The organism is Streptomyces sp. NRRL B-1347, from assembly GCF_000720325.1.
In the GTDB taxonomy this organism is placed as follows: domain Bacteria; phylum Actinomycetota; class Actinomycetes; order Streptomycetales; family Streptomycetaceae; genus Streptomyces.
Map to the genome: position 1 here is coordinate 1 of NZ_JOJM01000130.1, position 15,631 is coordinate 15,631.

Consider the following 15,631-nt stretch of genomic DNA (forward strand, 5'->3'; position numbering starts at 1 on the left):
GGGTGGGACCGTGCGGGCGGCGCGCAGCGCGGCCCCGTGTCGCCAGGGTCGTGGGTGGGCGCCCTGGCCTCGCGGCGAGGTGGCCGGGGGGATGAGGTGGGCCCAGCCCTCGGTGCCGAGCAAACGTTGCGCAGGGCGCGGGCGCAGCGCGGCCCCCTGGCAGCGGGGGCGAGGGGAGGTGCCCCGCCTCAGGGGCCCCTCCCCGCAACCGTCGCGGCCGAACCCGGGCGACAGGCCGGGCAACTGCCGGCCCGGCCCAGGGGCGCGCCCCGGCCCAGGGGGTGCCGCCCGGGAAGGGCGCCGCCCCGAGCCGGGGTGCTGACCGCCAGGTCACCACGTGGGGCGGGCGCTCACCCCGCCGTCCACCACCAGGTCGGCCCCCGTGATCCACGAGGCCCCCGACGACGCCAGGAACACGCACGCCGAGCCCACGTCCTCCGCCCGCCCGAGGCGGGAAAGGGGCGCGGCCCGCCCCCACCGCTCCACCCCGTCGGGCCAGTCCTCCGCGAGCCCCGGCCGCCCGATGAGCCCCGGCGACACACTGTTCACCCGCACCCCGACCGCCCCGTACTCCACGGCCGCCGCCCGCGCGAACATGATCAGCGCCGCCTTCGACGAGGCGTAGTGCGCGTGCCCCGGCGCGGGCTGATGCCCCTCGATGGAGGCGATCTGCGTGACGCTGCCGCCGCCCTCCTGCGCGCCCATGACCTCGGCCGCCGCCTGCGTACAGGCGAACGCGCTGGTCACGTTGGCTTCCTGGAGCTCCCGCCAGTCCGTGGCGGACATGCCAGGCAGCGGCTGCACCGGCTGCACCCCGGCGTTGTTCACCAGCGAGTCGAGCCGCCCCCGCCAGTCGCGGGCCGTGCCGATCAGCCGTCGGCACTCGTCCTCCTCGCGCAGGTCCGCCGCCACGACGAGCGCGTCCCCGCCCGCTTTGCCGATCTCGTCGGCCAACGCCTCGGCCCGCGCCCCCTGTTGGCGGCAGTGCAGGACGACCGCCGCTCCGGCCGCCGCGAACCGCCGGGCGATCCCGCCGCCAAGCAGCCCGCTGGCCCCGGTCACGAGGGCCACACGCCCCGCCAGCGAGGGAAGTTCGGGGTCAGTCACGGCACAGCTCCCTGATACGCGTCGCCTGGCGCGGATACGCGGCCGCCAGCGCGCCCGCCTCCCCGCCGTCGTAGTCCTCTTCCATGAACCCGGGCGCCATCGTCGTACCGAAGAGCGCCCAGTCGCCCCCGTCCCGCACCCGCGCGCCCATCCACGTACCCGCCGGTACGACGACCTGGAACTCGCCCCCACCGCCCCCGAGGACGCGCAGCTCGTCCGTCCCGTCCGGGTGCAGCAGGAGCAGTTCGAGCGCGTCCCCGCGATAGAAGTGCCACACCTCGTCGATCGGCAGCCGGTGCAGCGCGGAGAAGTCGCCCGGCTCCGACGTCAGCAGCATGATGATCGCCGACCCGGCCGGCCGCCCCGCCGCGTCCGGCGGCCCCGCCCACGTCCTGCGGTACCGGCCGCCCTCGAACTCCAGCGGCACCAGACCGTGCTCGGCGATCAGTTCCTCAGGGGTCACCGTCCACGTCCTTCCCGTCGTCGCACTCGAACCAGATGGTCTTGCCCGCGCCACCAGGCAGCACCGTAACGTCCCACCGGTCCGTGACCGCGTCGACGAGCCTCAGCCCGTACCCGCCCTCCGCCGGTTCGCCGACCGGGCCGTCCGCCGGGGCGGGCAGCAGCGGGCTGCCGTCCATCACTTCCACGCGGAGCCCTCGCGGGCGCCGCACGATCAGCACCGCGCACCGGCGGTCGGGCACGTGCCGTACGACGTTCGCGACCAGCTCCGTGAGCGCCAGCTCCGCCCCGTCCGCCAGCCCGGCCAGGCCCCAGCTCCCCAGGTACGTCCGCAGGATCCGCCGCAGCGGTCGTGCCGAGTGCTCACCGACGGTGAAGCTCATCCGATAGCTGCCGCCAACTCCTTGGTCAAGGAGGTCAGTTGCGTGATTCATGTCACTCAGGCTGTCGGGCTGCGCATACCCTTGGCTACGCAACGAGAGCAACGCTGACGGGCGTTTGACGCCGGGGGTGAACCTTTCCGTGGTGCGCATCAACGAACTCGACCCGAGCGCGTCCCCGCTGGACTTCTACGGATCGGAGCTGCGCCGCCTGAGAGAAGGGGCAGGCCTCAACCAGGCCGAGCTGGGCGGGTGCATCTTCTGTACGGGCTCCTTGATCGGCCAGGTGGAGACCGCGAAGAAGGTGCCCACCCGGGACTTCTCGGAGCGACTCGACGCCGCGCTCGGCACGGATGGGACCTTCTCGCGGTTGGTAGGGCTGGTGCTGCGCAGCCAGTTGCCAACCTGGTTCCAGGCATTCGCCGAGATGGAAGCCAGGGCCGCGTACATCTCGACGTTCCAGACGCAGTTGGTGTACGGGCTTCTGCAAACCGAGGACTACGCCCGAGCAGTGCTGGCTACCGGGATGCCCAGCAACCTCGATGACCTGGTAGCGGCTCGGATGGAGCGCCAGCGGATCCTGGAGCGTGCGCGTCCGCCGCTGATGCTGGTGACACTCGACGAGGCGGCACTGCACCGGCCGATCGGGAGCCCCGAGATCATGCGCGAGCAACTGCGACACCTGTTGCGCTGTCAACAGCAACGCTGGGTGAACATCCAGGTGCTCCCGTACGACGCCGGTGAACACACTGCCCTAGACGGCTCGTTCACCGCGCTTCGGTTCGAGGATGACCCCGCACTCGTCTACACGGAAGACCTGATCTCCGGCCACATGACAGCCAACCCGGAAACCGTCCGCGAAGCTGCCCTCCGTTACGCTAACTTGCAGGCCGCTGCCCTCTCCATAGAGGAATCAGCGGAGCTGATCACTCGCGTGATGGAGGAACGGTATGGGGACCACCCTGGAGACCGCGCGGTGGCGTAAGTCGTCGTATACGGGTAGCACCGGCGGCGAGTGCGTGGAGTGCGCGCCCCTCAACGGCGCGGCCTGGCGCAAGTCCTCGTACAGCGCGGACACCGGCGGCGAGTGCGTCGAAGTCGCCGAACTCCCCAGCCCCCACATAGCGATCCGCGACAGCAAGCGCCCCGACGGGGCCCGCGTCACGGTATCGGCGGGCGCCTTCACGGCCCTCGTGGGTGCCGCAGTGCGCGGCGTTCTCTGAGGTCGGACCCGCAGGCTCAGGCGCTGATCACCCGCGTACGGGAGGGAACGTTATGGGCAGCCTGAACCCGACAGGCGTACTCTGGCGTAGGTCCAGCCACAGCGGAGGCACAGGTGGTGAATGCGTCGAGTGCGCCCCACTCGACGGAGTAACCTGGCGCAAGTCCTCGCACAGCGCAGACACCGGCGGCGACTGCGTCGAAGTAGCCGAACTCCCCGCTCCCCACATAGCCATCCGCGACAGCAAGCGCCCCGACGGGCCCCGCCTCACAGTCTCCGCCCCGGCCTTCACGGCCCTCGTGAGCACCCTCTAGCGCCGCGGGGGCCCGGGGGCGGCAGCCCCCGGTTCGGGAAGGGGCGGGCCTGGGGCGCACCGCGAGGGCACCCGGCCCGGCCAAAATCGCTGGCGCACCCCCAGGCCGGGCCCGCACGCTAGCCCCCGTGGAACACCCCAAGCACCAGATCCGAGCCGCCCACACCGACACCACCGTGACCGTCTACCAGGCGTACGCGCCCCACATCGGGGAGCCCGCCGCCCGGGACGGGCGGTTCCCGGCCGCGTGGCGGCGGGAGCGGATGACGTGGATCAAGCCCTCGTTCCTGTGGATGATGTACCGCTGCGGCTGGGGCGCGAAGGAGGGCCAGGAGACCGTCCTCGCCCTGGAGATCAGCCGGGCGGGCTTCGACTGGGCGCTCGCGCACGCGTGCCTCTCGCACTACGAGCCGGGCGTGCACGAGGACGCCGCGGACTGGAAGCGGCAGCTCAAGCAGGCGCCGGCGCGGGTGCAGTGGGACCCGGAGCGGGACCTGCGCCTGCGTCCGCTGCCGCACCGCTCCCTCCAGCTGGGGCTCGCGGGGGAGGCGTCCCGGCGCTACGCGGACGAGTGGATCGTGTCGGTCACCGACGTCACCGAGACGGCCCGGCGCGTACGGGAGTCGGTGGCCGCGGGCGACCTCGACGGTGCTCGCGCGCTCCTTCCGGAGGAGCCGGTCTACCCCGCCGGAGACGCGCTGCTCGCCCACCTGCGCCCTTAGCCGCAGTGCCCTGAGAGGCGCGGAGCTGTGTCCATTTGCGGCTCCGCCGCGTGGGCGCGACCAGCCACGAGGCACCCGCGGACGAAGGACGGCCCTCCCGAGGCGAAGCCCCTCAGACCGGCCCCGCGCCCGCAGCCGCGGGCGGCTGGAGCAGACCCATGAACATCCGCATCAGCTCGTCCACGATCGTGTCCAGGTCCGCGTCCACGTACCCGGCCGTCCAGTCGTAGAGGAGCGCGTTCACCGCCCCGACGAAGCCGAGCGCGGCGACGCGGTAGTCACGGGCGCCGATCTCCCCGCGTTCGGCGGCCTCGTCCAGGGCGGCGACGAGGAGGTCGACCCAGCCCTTGCGGGCTTCGAGGCGCTGCCGCTCCAGCTCGGGGGTGACGCCGGTGACCTCCACGAAGGCGATCCGTACGAGGTGCGGATGGGCGGTGAGCACGCGCGCGTACGCACGGAACGCGGACTCCACGCGCTCGCGCACGGTCCCGCCCGTCACCTCGGCCAGGGCCTCGACGACGGCGGCCTGCGCGGCCTTCTGGACGTGCCGGTGCAGGGCCGCGAGCACCTCTTCGAGGTTGTGGAACTCCTCGTAGAACTGCCGCGTCGACAGGCCCGCGCGGGCGCACAGGGCGGCGACGGACGCGGCGCGGTAGGCGCCGGGGCCCGTGCCGAAGAGGTCGACGCCCGCCTCCAGGAGGCGCCGCCGCCGGTCGGCCCTGCGCTGCTCCGCCGATTTCCCGCCGTACGCCCTCGCCGGGCGCCGCGCCGCCCCACCCGGCTCGTCCGTCTCGTCGGATTCCACCCCGGTCGCCCCTCTCACCTGCTGCTCGGCCAACTGGACGCCCCCGTAAGGAAATTGTCTCGCGCACGACTCTTGCGCTGGCGTTGCCCCGGTCCTACTTTCAAGTAACCAAATCTGAAGCGGTGCCGTTTCAGATTGGTGCCCGTCGGTGTGTCATGGCCATGACCTGCCCTTGGTGCGTCCTTGTGACGCCTGTGCCTCACCCCCCGCTCGTGACAGCTCGCTCGAAGGGACAGGAACCGTGAACGGATCATCCGCACCAGGCCGCCGTCTGCCGCGCTCCGTGCGCCGCGCGGCCGCCGCCGTCGTGCCCGTCGCCCTCGCCGCCACCGCGCTCACCGCCGCCGGGTCCCCGGCGCAGGCCGGTGAGCAGCCGCGCAAGCCGTCGTACCCCGTCGGCGGGGTTGCGGACGGCGTCCGCAACTTCCTTCTCAGCCCGAACGCCGTGACCGGTGTGAACGACTGGAGCTGCAAGCCCTCCGCCGAGCACCCCAACCCCGTCGTGCTCGTCCACGGCACCAACGTCAACCTGGGTGCCAACTGGGTGAAGATGGGCCCGACCCTCGCCAACGAAGGTCACTGCGTCTACGCCTTCAACTACGGCATGGGCAGCCCGTTCGACCTCGGCGGCCGCGTCGGCGGGCTCACCGGCATCGCCAAGTCCGCCGAGACCATGAGCGCCTTCGTGGACAAGGTGCTCGCGTCGACGGGCGCGAAGAAGGTCAACGTCCTCGGGCACTCCCAGGGCGGCATGATGCCGAACTACTACATCAAGCGGCTCGGCGGCGCGAAGAAGGTCGACCGGCTCGTCGCCCTCGCCCCCACCAACCACGGCACCACCCTCAACGGCCTGGTCAACCTGGGCCACGCGCTCGGCCTCATGGGCTTGGTCAACGGGGCCTTCGACCATCTGAACCTGCAAGGCCTCAAGGACCAGGAGGAGGGCTCGGACTTCCAGAAGGCCCTGTTCGCGGACGGCGACACCGTGCCGGGCGTGCGCTACACGGTCATCGCCACGAAGAACGACCGCGTCTCGACCCCGTACAGCCAGGGCTTCCTGCAGGGCGACAACGTCCGCAACATCGTCGTCCAGGACCAGTGTCCGAAGAACCCGGTCGGCCACGTCGGCCTCTTCACGGACGGGCCGACGACCCAGGACGTCGTCAACGCCCTGGGCGCCGACAAGCCGGACTTCAAGCCCTCGTGCGAGGACTACGGCCTGCCGTTCTGACCCCGGCCGGGGACCGCGCGAGCCGTCGGCCCGGGGGCACCTGCCCCCGGGCCGGTGGCTCGTGGCCGCCACGGTAAACCGATTGCCCCGGCTCCGCACCGGCGTCACCATGCGGGGCATGCGCTTCTCGATCAACATTCCGAACTTCGGTGACTTCGCCGACCCGAGGACGGTCGCCCGCGTCGCCGTCGCCGCCGAACAGGCGGGCTGGGACGGCCTGTTCGTCTGGGACCACGTCGTGCACGACAAGGCCGCGCAGGCGGGCAAGCCCTTCGGGGACCCCTGGATGCTCCTCACCGCGGCCGCGCTCGCCACCTCGCGGATCCGGCTCGGCACCCTGGTGACGCCGGTGGCCCGCCGCCGCCCGCACCAACTGGCCCGGCAGGTCGCCACCTTGGACGCCGTGTCCGGGGGCCGGGTGACCTTCACCGCGGGGCTCGGCGGGCCCGTCGACGACGAGTACGGCAGCTTCGGCGAGCCCACCGACCCGCGCGTCCTCGCCGAGCTCCTGGACGAGGGGCTCGACCTCCTGAACCGCTACTGGTCCGGGCAGGCCGTCAGCCATGAGGGCCCGCACTTCCAGGTCCGTGACGTCACGCTGCTGCCCGCCACCGTGCAGCGGCCGCGGCCGCCCGTCTGGATCGGGGGGTTCTGGCCGAACCGGGCCCCCATGCGGCGGGCCGCGCGGTGGGACGGGGCCGTGCCCTTGTTCAAGGCCGCCCTGCACGGGTGCGTTCCGGCTGTCGCCGAGGTGCGTGATCTTGTGGCGTTCCTTCGGGCTCACCGCCCCGAGGGGAGCGGGGCCTTCGACGTCGTGCTCGGTGGGGCTACGCCCTCCGACCCCGCGGCGGCCCGGGATCTCATCGCGCCCCTGCGGGACGCGGGTGCTACCTGGTGGGACGAGCGGCAGCTCCAGACCGGGCCCGGTCTGGACCGGCTGGCTCCCGTTCTCCGGCGTGTGGAGGCCGGGCCGCCCGCGCTCTAGTGGTACGTCGTATCCGCGGACCGTGGGGGCTGGTCGCGCCCACGCGGCGGAGCCGCAAATGTATACAGCCCCGCGCCCCTTCGGGGCGCTCCCGACCGGGGCGCTCAGATGCCCGCAAGCACCAAGGCGAGTGCCGTCGCGAACGCCAGGCCCAACAGGCAGCCTGCCAGGACGCGGCGGCGGAGGTCGCGGTAGCGGGTCTCGTACTCCGTGCGGAGTTCGCGGCAGCGGATGGCCGTGTGGCGCCAGGTGTCGCGGGTGAGGGCCAGGTGGTCCTCGGCGTAGGCGCGTTCCACCTCCTCGCGCTGGGCCCGGGTGAGCCAGTCGAGGCGGGCGGTGAAGCGGGCCGCCGCCGCGCGGCTCTCCGTGCGGGCGGACTCCACGAGGAGGTGGCCCTCGATCTCGTGGATGAGCAGGGCCGCCTCCGCCGGGGCCGGCGGCCGGTCGTCCATGGCGGTCACAGCGCGGCCTTCTCCGCCGCCCCGGCCACGGGGGCGGGCTCCGCGGCGATCTCGGGGTGACGCAGGTCGAACGCCGGGGACTCGGAGCGGATGCGCGGCAGGGAGTGGAAGTTGTGGCGCGGCGGCGGGCAGGTCGTCGCCCACTCCAGGGAGCGCCCGTAGCCCCACGGGTCGTTGTCCTTGACGTACTCGCCGTACTTCGCCGTCTTCCAGATGTTGTAGAAGAACGGAAGCAGGGACAGGCCCAGGAGGAACGAGAAGATCGTGGACAGGGTGTTGAGGCCGGTGAAGCCCTCCGCGTCCAGGTAGTCGGGGATGCGGCGCTGCATGCCCGCCGCGCCCAGCCAGTGCTGGACCAGGAACGTGCCGTGGAAGCCGATGAACAGCGTCCAGAAGGTGATCTTGCCGAGCCGCTCGTCGAGCATCTTGCCGGTGAACTTCGGCCACCAGAAGTGGAGCCGACCGCCCACAGCATCGGCGTCTCGAAGCTCAGCGAGCCCTTCCACATGGTGCCGACCCAGTTGAAGAACTTCACCCCCGTCGGCACCGCGATGAGGAACGTCATGAAGGAGAAGAACGGCAGCAGCACGCCGCCCGTCGCGTACATGTGGTGCGCCCACACGGTCACCGACAGGCCCGCGATGGCGATGGTCGCGCCGACCAGGCCCATGTAGCCGAACATCGGCTTGCGCGAGAAGACCGGGATGACCTCGGAGATGATCCCGAAGAACGGCAGCGCGATGATGTACACCTCGGGGTGGCCGAAGAACCAGAACAGGTGCTGCCACAGCAGCGCGCCGCCGTTCGCCACGTCGAAGATGTGCGCGCCGAACTTCCGGTCCACTTCGAGGGCGAACAGCGCGGCCGCCAGGACCGGGAAGGCGAGCAGCACCAGGACGCCGGTCAGGAGCACGTTCCAGGTGAAGATCGGCATGCGGAACATCGTCATGCCGGGGGCGCGCATGCAGACGATGGTCGTGATGAAGTTGACCGCGCCGAGGATCGTGCCGAAGCCGGAGAGCGCGAGCCCCATGATCCACATGTCGGCGCCGATGTTCGTCGCGTGCGCGGCGTCCGTGATCGGCGCGTACGCGGTCCAGCCGAAGTCCGCCGCGCCGCCCGGGGTGAGGAAGCCGCCCACGGCGATCAGCGAGCCGAACAGGTACAGCCAGTAGGCGAACATGTTCAGGCGCGGGAACGCCACGTCGGGGGCGCCGATCTGGAGCGGCATCAGCCAGTTCGCGAACCCCGAGAACAGCGGCGTCGCGAACATCAGCAGCATGATCGTGCCGTGCATCGTGAACGCCTGGTTGAACTGCTCGTTCGACATGATCTGCAGACCGGGCCTGGCCAGCTCGGCGCGCATGAACAGCGCCATCACACCGCCGATGCAGAAGAACGCGAACGCCGTCACCAGATACAGCGTGCCGATCGTCTTGTGGTCGGTGGTCGTCAGCCACTTCACGGTTGCCCTCATGCCCCGTACGTGTCCGGGACCGCCCCGCGCGTCACCGCCGGGCCCTGCCGCGAAACTCACAGCGCCCGGGTGTGAAGATCGGGGACATGCCGGACACCTACGGTTCATGAGCACGGACGAAGCCTTCGCGGCCGCCTACCGCGAGCACTACTGGGCGGTGAGCCGCTTCGTGGCGCGCAGACTCGGCGCGGGCGAGGCGCACGAGGTCGAGGAAGTCGTCGCGGAGGTGTTCTCCATAGCCTGGCGGCGCCGCGCCGAGCTGCCCGACAACGCGCTGCCCTGGCTGTACGGCGTCGCCCGCAACTGCCTGGCCAACACGGTGCGGGGCCTCGGCCGCTACCGCCGCCTGCTGCACCGCATCGGCCACCACGAGGCCACCCGGCACGGCCAGGTCGTCACGGGCCCCGACACCGACGCGCCCGGCGCCTGGGTGCACGAGGCCCTCGCCCGGCTCTCCCCCGCCGACCAGGAGGCGCTGCGCCTGACCACCTGGGAGGAGCTGGGCGTCGACGACCTCGCCGTCGCCCTCGGCTGCGGCCGCAGCGCCGCCGCGATGCGGCTGCACCGGGCCAGACGGCGGCTGCGCGCGGAGATCGACCGGATGCGGATGAACGTAACGGCAGGAGACGGCACCCATGACTGACGAACTGGACCTGCTGCGCGCGGCCGACCCCGTGTCCGCCACCGAGGGGCCCTGGCGCGACCGGCCGCTCGACGCCCGCGCCGAACGCGGGCTCAACCAGCTCCTGCACACGAGCAGGCGCCGGGCGCGGCGCCGCGTCGTGCTGTGGGCGGAGGCCGCCGTCGTCGCGCTCGCCGCCGCGCTCGTGCTCACCCTGCCCGACCTGGCGGCCACGTCCGCCACGGCCGCGCCGAGCGCCCTGCGCCCGCGAGCGGGCTCCGCGGCCGTGCCGCTCGCCGAGGTCGCCGAGCGCGCGGCCGCCGCCGCCCGGGACGGCGAGCCGGAACTGCGCAGGGGCAGCCACATCCAGACCTGGAGCCTCGCCATGGACGCGGGGCCGCACGCCGAGCGGCCCGTGACGCTGCCCGAGGAGCGTGAGGTGCGCTGGCGCGGCGACGGCAGCCGCACCGAGCGCGTCGAGACCGGCGGCGACCTGGTCAGCGAGCGCGTCTACCCGCCGACCTGGGCCGACGCGCCGCCCCGGGCCCGCCCTCCGCACACCCCCGGCAAGCTGCGCTCCTATCTGACCGACACCTACGAGGGAGGCGTCGCCCGCGCCTCGGGGCCGCTCACCGCGGACCACCTCCTCGACGCGCTGCCGCAGCTCCTCGACTCCTGGACGCTCGGCGCCCGCGAGCGCGCCGCGCTCGTCCGCGTCCTCGCCGACACCAAGGGCCTGCGGCCCGCGGGCGCGATCACCGACCGGCTCGGGCGCCCCGGACAGGCGTACGTGTACGAGTCCAAGGACCCCGCGGACGAGGCCCTGCGCCGGATGCTGATCCTCGACCCGGGGACGGGGGACGTGCTCGGCCTTGAGGTCATGTTCACCGAGGCGCGGCCGCAGTTCGCCGTGCGGGCCGGGGACGTGATGTCGTACAGCGCGTGGCGGCGCGACTGAGCCGTTCCTCCGGACCCCCGGGTCAGCGCTTCGCGGCGCGGGCCACCGTGTCCGTCACCGCCTGCCCGATCCGGCGTATGCCCGGCGAACGCACCGGGCACGGCCGGGACTTCGGAGTCGTGGGCGCCAGACAGAAGTGCAGGTGGTCGTCGCCGCGGTGCAGCGCGGTACGGCCGCCCGGCTCCGTGCAGTACGCCGGGTGCGCGCGCTCGTCCGCCGTGCAGGGCAGCTCGCGCACCCACCGGTAGCGGGCCGATGGCGGGCTGACCGCCCGGCCCGCGTCCGACACCAGGTCGCCGGACGCGGCGGCCTGGCGCCGGTACAGCTCGTTCACGCGGCGCACCCGGTCGGGCGTCATGACGTCCGGGCCCTGCGACACCCACACCACCTTCGGGCGCTCGGCACCCGCGTCCCGCGCGGCCTCCTCGATCTGGCCGGTGAGCCTGCGCGCGTCGGCCGCGTACCGCGCGAAGTACGTGTCGCGCTGCTTGTCGTACGTGACGCCGCCCATGCACGGTGTGTAGCCCCACGCGTTGCCCCAGAACTGGAGCACCACGAAGTCGGGGCGCAGCTTCCGCACGAGCGCGGCCGCCTTGTCCTTGTCCGGTACGAGGGAGTCCTCGCCGGTGCCTTCCAGGTAGTCGCAGAGGGTGGTGCCCGAGTAGGGGGCGCTGGTGTAGCGGGCGGCGAGCCGGTCGCGGAGGAGGGTGCCGAGGACGTTCTGGTTCTCCATGGCGAGGGAGTCGCCGAGGTAGAGGACGCGGGGCGCGGGCTTCGGGCCGCGCGGCTCGCGGTCACCGGGCTCGCGGTCACTGGGCTCGCGACCGGTCTTCCTGGAGGGCTCGTCCTTCTCCGCCCGCTGCCGGTTCGTCTGCGACGGCCTCTCGGAGCCGTCCGCGCGGGCCGCCGCGGGCGGGTTCGGCGCCGCGGCGCCGCCCGGGCCGCCGTCCTCGCCCGGGTCCCCGCAGGCCCCGAGCAGCAGCATGCCCGCGAGGGCCCCACCCACCAACTGCTTCCGCATCCGGCAACTCCCGGCTCAGCGAACGGAATCGGCCCACCAGGCAAGCACACGTGCGCCCCCGAGGGAAGGCACCCCCGGCTTTACCTGGGGCGTAATCGCGAGGGGCGGGTGGGGCGCGGCAAGCTGAGGGCACCGAAGGCCGGGCGGCGCACTCCGGCCGGGCTTCGGGTCCACGTAGCGAAGAGCGCGACTCACCGGAGGCGAAGACCATGCCCGCACAGGACGTTCACGAGACCGCTGTCGCCCGGTACTTCGAGGCCTGGAACGCCACCGGCCCCGATGCCGTCCGCAAGGCCGTGGAGGCGGCCTGGACCGAGGACGGCACGTACACCGACCCGCTGGCCGACGCGGCGGGCCCGGAGGCGCTGACGGCGGTGATAGCCGCGGTGCGGGAGCAGTTCCCGGGCTTCGCGTTCCGGCGGACGGGGGAGGTCGACGGCCACCACGGCCTCGTCCGGTTCACCTGGGAGCTGGTGTCGGGGGCGGACGGCTCCGCGCCGGTGGCCGGTTCGGACGTGGCGGTGCTCGCGGAGGACGGCCGCATCCGTGCGGTGTACGGCTTCCTGGACCGCCTGCCGCAGGCGTGAGGGGAGCGGGAGAACGGGAGGGGGCCAGGACCGCACCGCGGTCCTGGCCCCCTCCCGCGTGCGCGCCTCGCTCAGGCCTCGCGCGGCGAGACCTCGCCCATCGTGCCCCAGCCGTCCATGCCGGGGATCTCCGTGCTGACGATCTGGGGGGTGCTTGCGATGGCGTACGACATGGTCTCCATCGCGGCCGCGAAGTGCGCGGACTGCACGTGCTCCCGGCCCGCCTCGCCGTCGCGGAAGCCCTCCACCAGGACGAACTGGTGGGGGTCGTCGACGCTGCGGGACCACTCGAAGAAGAGGTTGCCGGGCTCCTCGCGGGTGGCACGCGTGAAGTCGTCGACGAGGTCGAGCCAGCCCTCGCTGCGCTCGGGGCGGACGGTGAATTTCACGGTGATGAAGATCATGGGGCGTTCCCTCTTAGCGATTTAGGTGCCCTACGAACGTACCCCGACATGCCCGCCCGGCGCCCATCGGCGCCGGCCCGGGGCGCCCGCCCCGGGCCCCGCACGGGCTCTAAGCGGGTGCGGCGAAGTCCGCTGCGGTACGGGAGCGCCCCGAAGGGGTGCGGGGAACTGCGCGACCAGCCACGACGGCGCCGCAGCAGAATGACGGCACAGCGCGTTACTTCCAGCGAAGCGCTTAGCGCGCGACGAACTGCGTCAGGATCGCCTGCACCTCGTAGATGTCGACGCCCTTGGTGAAGGTCTTCTCGATCGGCACCGGGTTGCTGGATATCCAGATCTTGAGCTCGGCGTCCAGGTCGAAGTGGCCCGCGGTCTCCACCGCGAAGTGCGTGATGCTCCGGTACGGCACGGAGTGGTACTCGACCTTCTTGCCGGTCATCCCCTGCTTGTCGACGAAGATCATGCGCCGGTCGGTGAGCAGGATCGTGTCGCGTATCAGCCGGTACGCGGCGTAGACCTGCTCGCCGTGGCCCATGAGGCGGGCGTACTCCTGCTGTGCCGACGCCGGGTCGACGGTGTGCGCGTTTCCGAACAGCGCCATGGTGGCCCCACCCTCGTTCGTTCCGTATGCGGTCCGTGTGCGGTCGCCCGTACGCGCTGACGGCGTGCCGGGACCTCTCACCGTACGGGACCGCGCGGACGGACCGCGAAGGGTCGCCGTCAGGCCCGCTGGCGGGCCCTGCGGGCCGGGCGCGGGCTCTCGGCGGGGGTCGCCAAGTGGCCCTCGACCAGGCGGTTCAGGGCGCGCAGCAGGGCGGTGCGGTCGGTCTTGGAGAGCGCGCCGAGCGCCTCCTCGTGCACCCGGTCGACGATCTCCTGGCTGCGGGCCGCGACCTCGGCGCCCTTGTCGGTGACGGCGATGACGCGGGCCCTGCGGTCCTCGCGCGCCGGGCGGCGCTCGGCCAGCCCGGCCTTCTCCAGGGCGTCCACGGTGACGACCATCGTCGTCTTGTCCATGTCCCCGATCTCGGCGAGCTGCGCCTGGGTGCGCTCCTCCTGGAGCGCGTGGACGAGGACGCAGTGCATCCGCGCCGTGAGGCCGATCTCGGCGAGCGCCGCCGCCATCTGTGTGCGCAGGACGTGGCTGGTGTGGTCGAGGAGGAAGGAGAGGTCCGGTTCGGTGCGGGCGGGTGCCATGGCGGTCATGCGGCAAGGGTAGCCGAGGAGGCGGATGCGCGACCGAGATAGATAGTCTGCAACAAAACTATCTGCTACGGTCCTGCGTATCGGCCGAGGCGCGTCCCGGCCGCCCCAGACAGGAGAGATCCATGACCGCCACCGCATCGCCCGAGGCCCCTGCGCCTGCCGCGGCCCCGGCCGCCCCGGCCGCCCCGCCCGCGGCCCGCTCCCGGCGCCTCGCCCTCGGGGTCATCGCCACCGGGATGCTGATGATCATCCTCGACGGCAGCATCGTGACCGTGGCCATGCCCGCGATGCAGCAGGACCTCGACTTCACGCCCGCCGGGCTGAGTTGGGTCGTGAACGCCTACCTCATCGCCTTCGGCAGCCTGCTCCTGCTCGCCGGGCGGCTCGGCGACCTCATCGGCCGCAAGCGGATGTTCGTCACCGGCATCGGGGTCTTCACGCTCGCCTCGGTCCTCGCGGGCGCGGCCACCAGCCCCGCGACGCTCATCGCCGCGCGCTTCCTCCAGGGCGTCGGCGGGGCCATGAGCTCGGCGGTCAGCCTCGGCATCCTCGTCACGCTGTTCACCGAGCCGCGCGAACGGGCCCGGGCCATCGCCGTGTTCAGCTTCACCGGGGCCGCGGGCGCGTCGCTCGGGCAGGTCGTCGGCGGCGTCCTCACCGACGCCCTGAACTGGCACTGGATCTTCTTCATCAACCTGCCGATCGGCCTCGCCGCCCTGCTCCTCGCGCTGCGCGCACTGCCCGCCGACCGGGGGCTCGGGCTGCGCGCCGGGGCCGACGTCACGGGTGCGCTCCTGGTGACGGCGGGCCTGATGGCCGGGATCTACAGCGTGGTGAAGGTGGAGCAGTACGGCTGGGCCTCGGGGCACACCCTCGGCTTCGGCGCGCTCGCCGCCGTGCTGCTCGCCGGGTTCGTCGTCCGCCAGACCAAGGCGCGGACGCCGCTCCTGCCCCTGCGGATGTTCCGCTCCCGGGCCGTGACCGGGGCCAACGTCGTCCAGATGCTGATGGTCGCCGCCCTCTTCTCCTTCCAGGTGCTCGTCGCCCTCTACCTCCAGAACGTCCTCGGGTACGGGGCCGCCGAGACCGGCCTCGCGATGCTGCCCGCCGCCGCGGTCATCGGCGCGGTGTCCCTCGGGGTCTCCGCCCGCCTCAACGCCCGCTTCGGCGAGCGCGCCGTGCTCCTCGCGGGGCTCGTGCTCCTGATCGGCGTCCTCGGCCTGCTCGCCCGGGTGCCCGTGCGGGCCAACTACTGGGTGGACCTGCTGCCCGTCATGCTCCTCGCCGCGGGCTTCGGGCTCGCGCTGCCCGCGCTGACCTCGCTCGCGATGTCCGGGGCCCGCGCCGATGACGCGGGGCTCGCGTCCGGGCTCTTCAACACCACGCAGCAGATCGGCGGCGCGCTCGGCGTCGCCGTCCTGTCCACGCTCGCCGCCTCCCGCACGGAGTCCGCCCTCGCCTCGGGCCACTCCCGCCCCGAGGCCCTCACCTCGGGCTACCACCTGGCCTTCACCATCGGCACGGCCCTCCTGACCGCGGCCTTCCTGCTCGCAGCCACGATCCTGCGCCCGACCAGGCCCACCCCCTGACTCCGCACGGGCCGGGCACCCGCCGCCAGCCCCAGCTGGCCGCGCTGCGCGCCGCCGGGGTGGTCCCACCCACCCGCCC

General features: G+C 72.7%; 19 protein-coding genes and 1 pseudogene. 10 read left to right on the plus strand and 10 right to left on the minus strand.

The genetic code is table 11. From position 1 onward, the window contains the following. Positions 1-330: 330 nt before the first annotated feature. The 3 genes from IG74_RS0143065 to IG74_RS0143075 are packed head-to-tail and all read right to left on the minus strand — an operon-like array spanning position 331 to position 2,003. Positions 331-1,107, minus strand: a complete 777-nt coding sequence (locus tag IG74_RS0143065) for an SDR family NAD(P)-dependent oxidoreductase (protein WP_030688938.1) — start codon at positions 1,105-1,107, stop codon at positions 331-333. Further along, positions 1,100-1,570, minus strand: coding sequence for a cupin domain-containing protein (locus IG74_RS0143070; RefSeq protein WP_030688940.1), 471 nt, complete (start codon positions 1,568-1,570; stop codon positions 1,100-1,102). The genes IG74_RS0143065 and IG74_RS0143070 overlap by 8 nt, the downstream gene beginning before the upstream one ends. Beyond that, positions 1,560-2,003 (minus strand): ATP-binding protein, encoded by a 444-nt coding sequence (locus IG74_RS0143075; protein ID WP_030688942.1) that lies wholly within the window; start codon positions 2,001-2,003, stop codon positions 1,560-1,562. The genes IG74_RS0143070 and IG74_RS0143075 overlap by 11 nt, the downstream gene beginning before the upstream one ends. 88 nt (positions 2,004-2,091) lie before the next feature. Here IG74_RS0143075 and IG74_RS0143080 point away from each other — a divergent pair, with 88 nt between their 5' ends. From IG74_RS0143080 to IG74_RS0143090, 4 genes are all read left to right on the plus strand, one after another. After that, positions 2,092-2,934, plus strand: coding sequence for a helix-turn-helix domain-containing protein (locus IG74_RS0143080; protein ID WP_030688944.1), 843 nt, complete (start codon positions 2,092-2,094; stop codon positions 2,932-2,934). Next, positions 2,900-3,172: a DUF397 domain-containing protein gene (locus IG74_RS0143085; protein WP_030688946.1), complete on the plus strand. Its 273-nt coding sequence runs from the start codon at positions 2,900-2,902 to the stop codon at positions 3,170-3,172. Before IG74_RS0143080 ends, IG74_RS0143085 begins: the two co-directional genes overlap by 35 nt. A 52-nt stretch (positions 3,173-3,224) precedes the next feature. Beyond that, a complete protein-coding gene (locus IG74_RS50430) occupies positions 3,225-3,485 on the plus strand; it encodes a DUF397 domain-containing protein (protein WP_078869597.1) in 261 nt (86 codons plus the stop codon). Positions 3,486-3,612: 127 nt separating this feature from the next. Continuing rightward, entirely contained in the window at positions 3,613-4,206 is a 594-nt protein-coding gene (locus tag IG74_RS0143090) for a DUF4291 domain-containing protein (RefSeq protein WP_030688956.1), read from the plus strand. 112 nt (positions 4,207-4,318) lie between these two features. Here the strand turns inward: IG74_RS0143090 and IG74_RS0143095 are convergent, their stop codons facing one another. After that, positions 4,319-5,011, minus strand: coding sequence for a TetR/AcrR family transcriptional regulator (locus IG74_RS0143095; RefSeq protein WP_037827181.1), 693 nt, complete (start codon positions 5,009-5,011; stop codon positions 4,319-4,321). Positions 5,012-5,252: 241 nt separating this feature from the next. Between IG74_RS0143095 and IG74_RS0143100 the strand changes: the two genes are divergently transcribed. Both IG74_RS0143100 and IG74_RS0143105 read left to right on the plus strand, forming a co-directional pair. After that, the gene (locus IG74_RS0143100) at positions 5,253-6,242 is read left to right on the plus strand and encodes an esterase/lipase family protein (RefSeq protein ID WP_234334658.1); all 990 of its coding nucleotides are present in this window, start codon (positions 5,253-5,255) and stop codon (positions 6,240-6,242) included. A gap of 118 nt (positions 6,243-6,360) precedes the next feature. Then, entirely contained in the window at positions 6,361-7,227 is an 867-nt protein-coding gene (locus IG74_RS0143105) for an LLM class flavin-dependent oxidoreductase (RefSeq protein ID WP_030688963.1), read from the plus strand. 104 nt (positions 7,228-7,331) lie between these two features. On the opposite strand, the gene IG74_RS0143110 is transcribed toward IG74_RS0143105, so the two are convergent. Both IG74_RS0143110 and IG74_RS46935 read right to left on the minus strand, forming a co-directional pair. Then, positions 7,332-7,679 (minus strand): hypothetical protein, encoded by a 348-nt coding sequence (locus tag IG74_RS0143110; protein ID WP_051856615.1) that lies wholly within the window; start codon positions 7,677-7,679, stop codon positions 7,332-7,334. A 5-nt stretch (positions 7,680-7,684) separates the two neighbouring features. Then, a pseudogene (locus IG74_RS46935) lies at positions 7,685-9,165 on the minus strand (cytochrome c oxidase subunit I). Positions 9,166-9,271: 106 nt separating this feature from the next. Between IG74_RS46935 and IG74_RS0143120 the strand changes: the two are divergent. Both IG74_RS0143120 and IG74_RS0143125 read left to right on the plus strand, forming a co-directional pair. Continuing rightward, the gene (locus IG74_RS0143120; RefSeq protein WP_030688967.1) at positions 9,272-9,808 is read left to right on the plus strand and encodes an RNA polymerase sigma factor; all 537 of its coding nucleotides are present in this window, start codon (positions 9,272-9,274) and stop codon (positions 9,806-9,808) included. Beyond that, on the plus strand, positions 9,801-10,745 hold the full coding sequence (locus tag IG74_RS0143125) for a CU044_5270 family protein (RefSeq protein ID WP_030688969.1): 945 nt from the start codon (positions 9,801-9,803) through the stop codon (positions 10,743-10,745). Before IG74_RS0143120 ends, IG74_RS0143125 begins: the two co-directional genes overlap by 8 nt. A 22-nt stretch (positions 10,746-10,767) precedes the next feature. On the opposite strand, the gene IG74_RS0143130 is transcribed toward IG74_RS0143125, so the two are convergent. After that, positions 10,768-11,766, minus strand: coding sequence for a hypothetical protein (locus tag IG74_RS0143130; RefSeq protein WP_030688971.1), 999 nt, complete (start codon positions 11,764-11,766; stop codon positions 10,768-10,770). 209 nt (positions 11,767-11,975) lie between these two features. On the opposite strand from IG74_RS0143130, the gene IG74_RS0143135 reads away from it, so the two are divergent. Beyond that, positions 11,976-12,353 carry a nuclear transport factor 2 family protein gene (locus IG74_RS0143135; RefSeq protein WP_030688973.1) on the plus strand — a complete coding sequence of 126 codons (378 nt, stop codon included), beginning with the start codon at positions 11,976-11,978 and terminating at the stop codon, positions 12,351-12,353. A 71-nt stretch (positions 12,354-12,424) separates the two neighbouring features. On the opposite strand, the gene IG74_RS0143140 is transcribed toward IG74_RS0143135, so the two are convergent. From IG74_RS0143140 to IG74_RS0143150, 3 genes are all read right to left on the minus strand, one after another. Beyond that, positions 12,425-12,757, minus strand: a complete 333-nt coding sequence (locus IG74_RS0143140) for a putative quinol monooxygenase (protein WP_030688975.1) — start codon at positions 12,755-12,757, stop codon at positions 12,425-12,427. A gap of 235 nt (positions 12,758-12,992) precedes the next feature. Further along, positions 12,993-13,358, minus strand: a complete 366-nt coding sequence (locus tag IG74_RS0143145) for a PH domain-containing protein (RefSeq protein WP_030688977.1) — start codon at positions 13,356-13,358, stop codon at positions 12,993-12,995. A 119-nt stretch (positions 13,359-13,477) separates the two neighbouring features. Beyond that, positions 13,478-13,963, minus strand: a complete 486-nt coding sequence (locus IG74_RS0143150) for a MarR family winged helix-turn-helix transcriptional regulator (RefSeq protein ID WP_030688979.1) — start codon at positions 13,961-13,963, stop codon at positions 13,478-13,480. Positions 13,964-14,199: 236 nt separating this feature from the next. On the opposite strand from IG74_RS0143150, the gene IG74_RS0143160 reads away from it, so the two are divergent. Further along, entirely contained in the window at positions 14,200-15,552 is a 1,353-nt protein-coding gene (locus IG74_RS0143160) for an MFS transporter (protein WP_420710045.1), read from the plus strand. Positions 15,553-15,631: the final 79 nt, after the last annotated feature.

Bases quoted from the DNA above. Each gene is read 5' to 3' on its own strand.
- IG74_RS0143075 (WP_030688942.1), bottom strand. From the start codon at position 2,003: ATGAATCACGCAACTGACCTCCTTGACCAAGGAGTTGGCGGCAGCTAT.
- IG74_RS0143085 (WP_030688946.1), top strand. From the start codon at position 2,900: ATGGGGACCACCCTGGAGACCGCGCGGTGGCGTAAGTCGTCGTATACG.
- IG74_RS50430 (WP_078869597.1), top strand. From the start codon at position 3,225: ATGGGCAGCCTGAACCCGACAGGCGTACTCTGGCGTAGGTCCAGCCAC.
- IG74_RS0143105 (WP_030688963.1), top strand. From the start codon at position 6,361: ATGCGCTTCTCGATCAACATTCCGAACTTCGGTGACTTCGCCGACCCG.
- IG74_RS0143110 (WP_051856615.1), bottom strand. From the start codon at position 7,679: ATGGACGACCGGCCGCCGGCCCCGGCGGAGGCGGCCCTGCTCATCCAC.
- IG74_RS0143120 (WP_030688967.1), top strand. From the start codon at position 9,272: ATGAGCACGGACGAAGCCTTCGCGGCCGCCTACCGCGAGCACTACTGG.
- IG74_RS0143125 (WP_030688969.1), top strand. From the start codon at position 9,801: ATGACTGACGAACTGGACCTGCTGCGCGCGGCCGACCCCGTGTCCGCC.
- IG74_RS0143130 (WP_030688971.1), bottom strand. From the start codon at position 11,766: ATGCGGAAGCAGTTGGTGGGTGGGGCCCTCGCGGGCATGCTGCTGCTC.
- IG74_RS0143135 (WP_030688973.1), top strand. From the start codon at position 11,976: ATGCCCGCACAGGACGTTCACGAGACCGCTGTCGCCCGGTACTTCGAG.
- IG74_RS0143140 (WP_030688975.1), bottom strand. From the start codon at position 12,757: ATGATCTTCATCACCGTGAAATTCACCGTCCGCCCCGAGCGCAGCGAG.
- IG74_RS0143145 (WP_030688977.1), bottom strand. From the start codon at position 13,358: ATGGCGCTGTTCGGAAACGCGCACACCGTCGACCCGGCGTCGGCACAG.
- IG74_RS0143150 (WP_030688979.1), bottom strand. From the start codon at position 13,963: ATGACCGCCATGGCACCCGCCCGCACCGAACCGGACCTCTCCTTCCTC.
- IG74_RS0143160 (WP_420710045.1), top strand. From the start codon at position 14,200: ATGCTGATGATCATCCTCGACGGCAGCATCGTGACCGTGGCCATGCCC.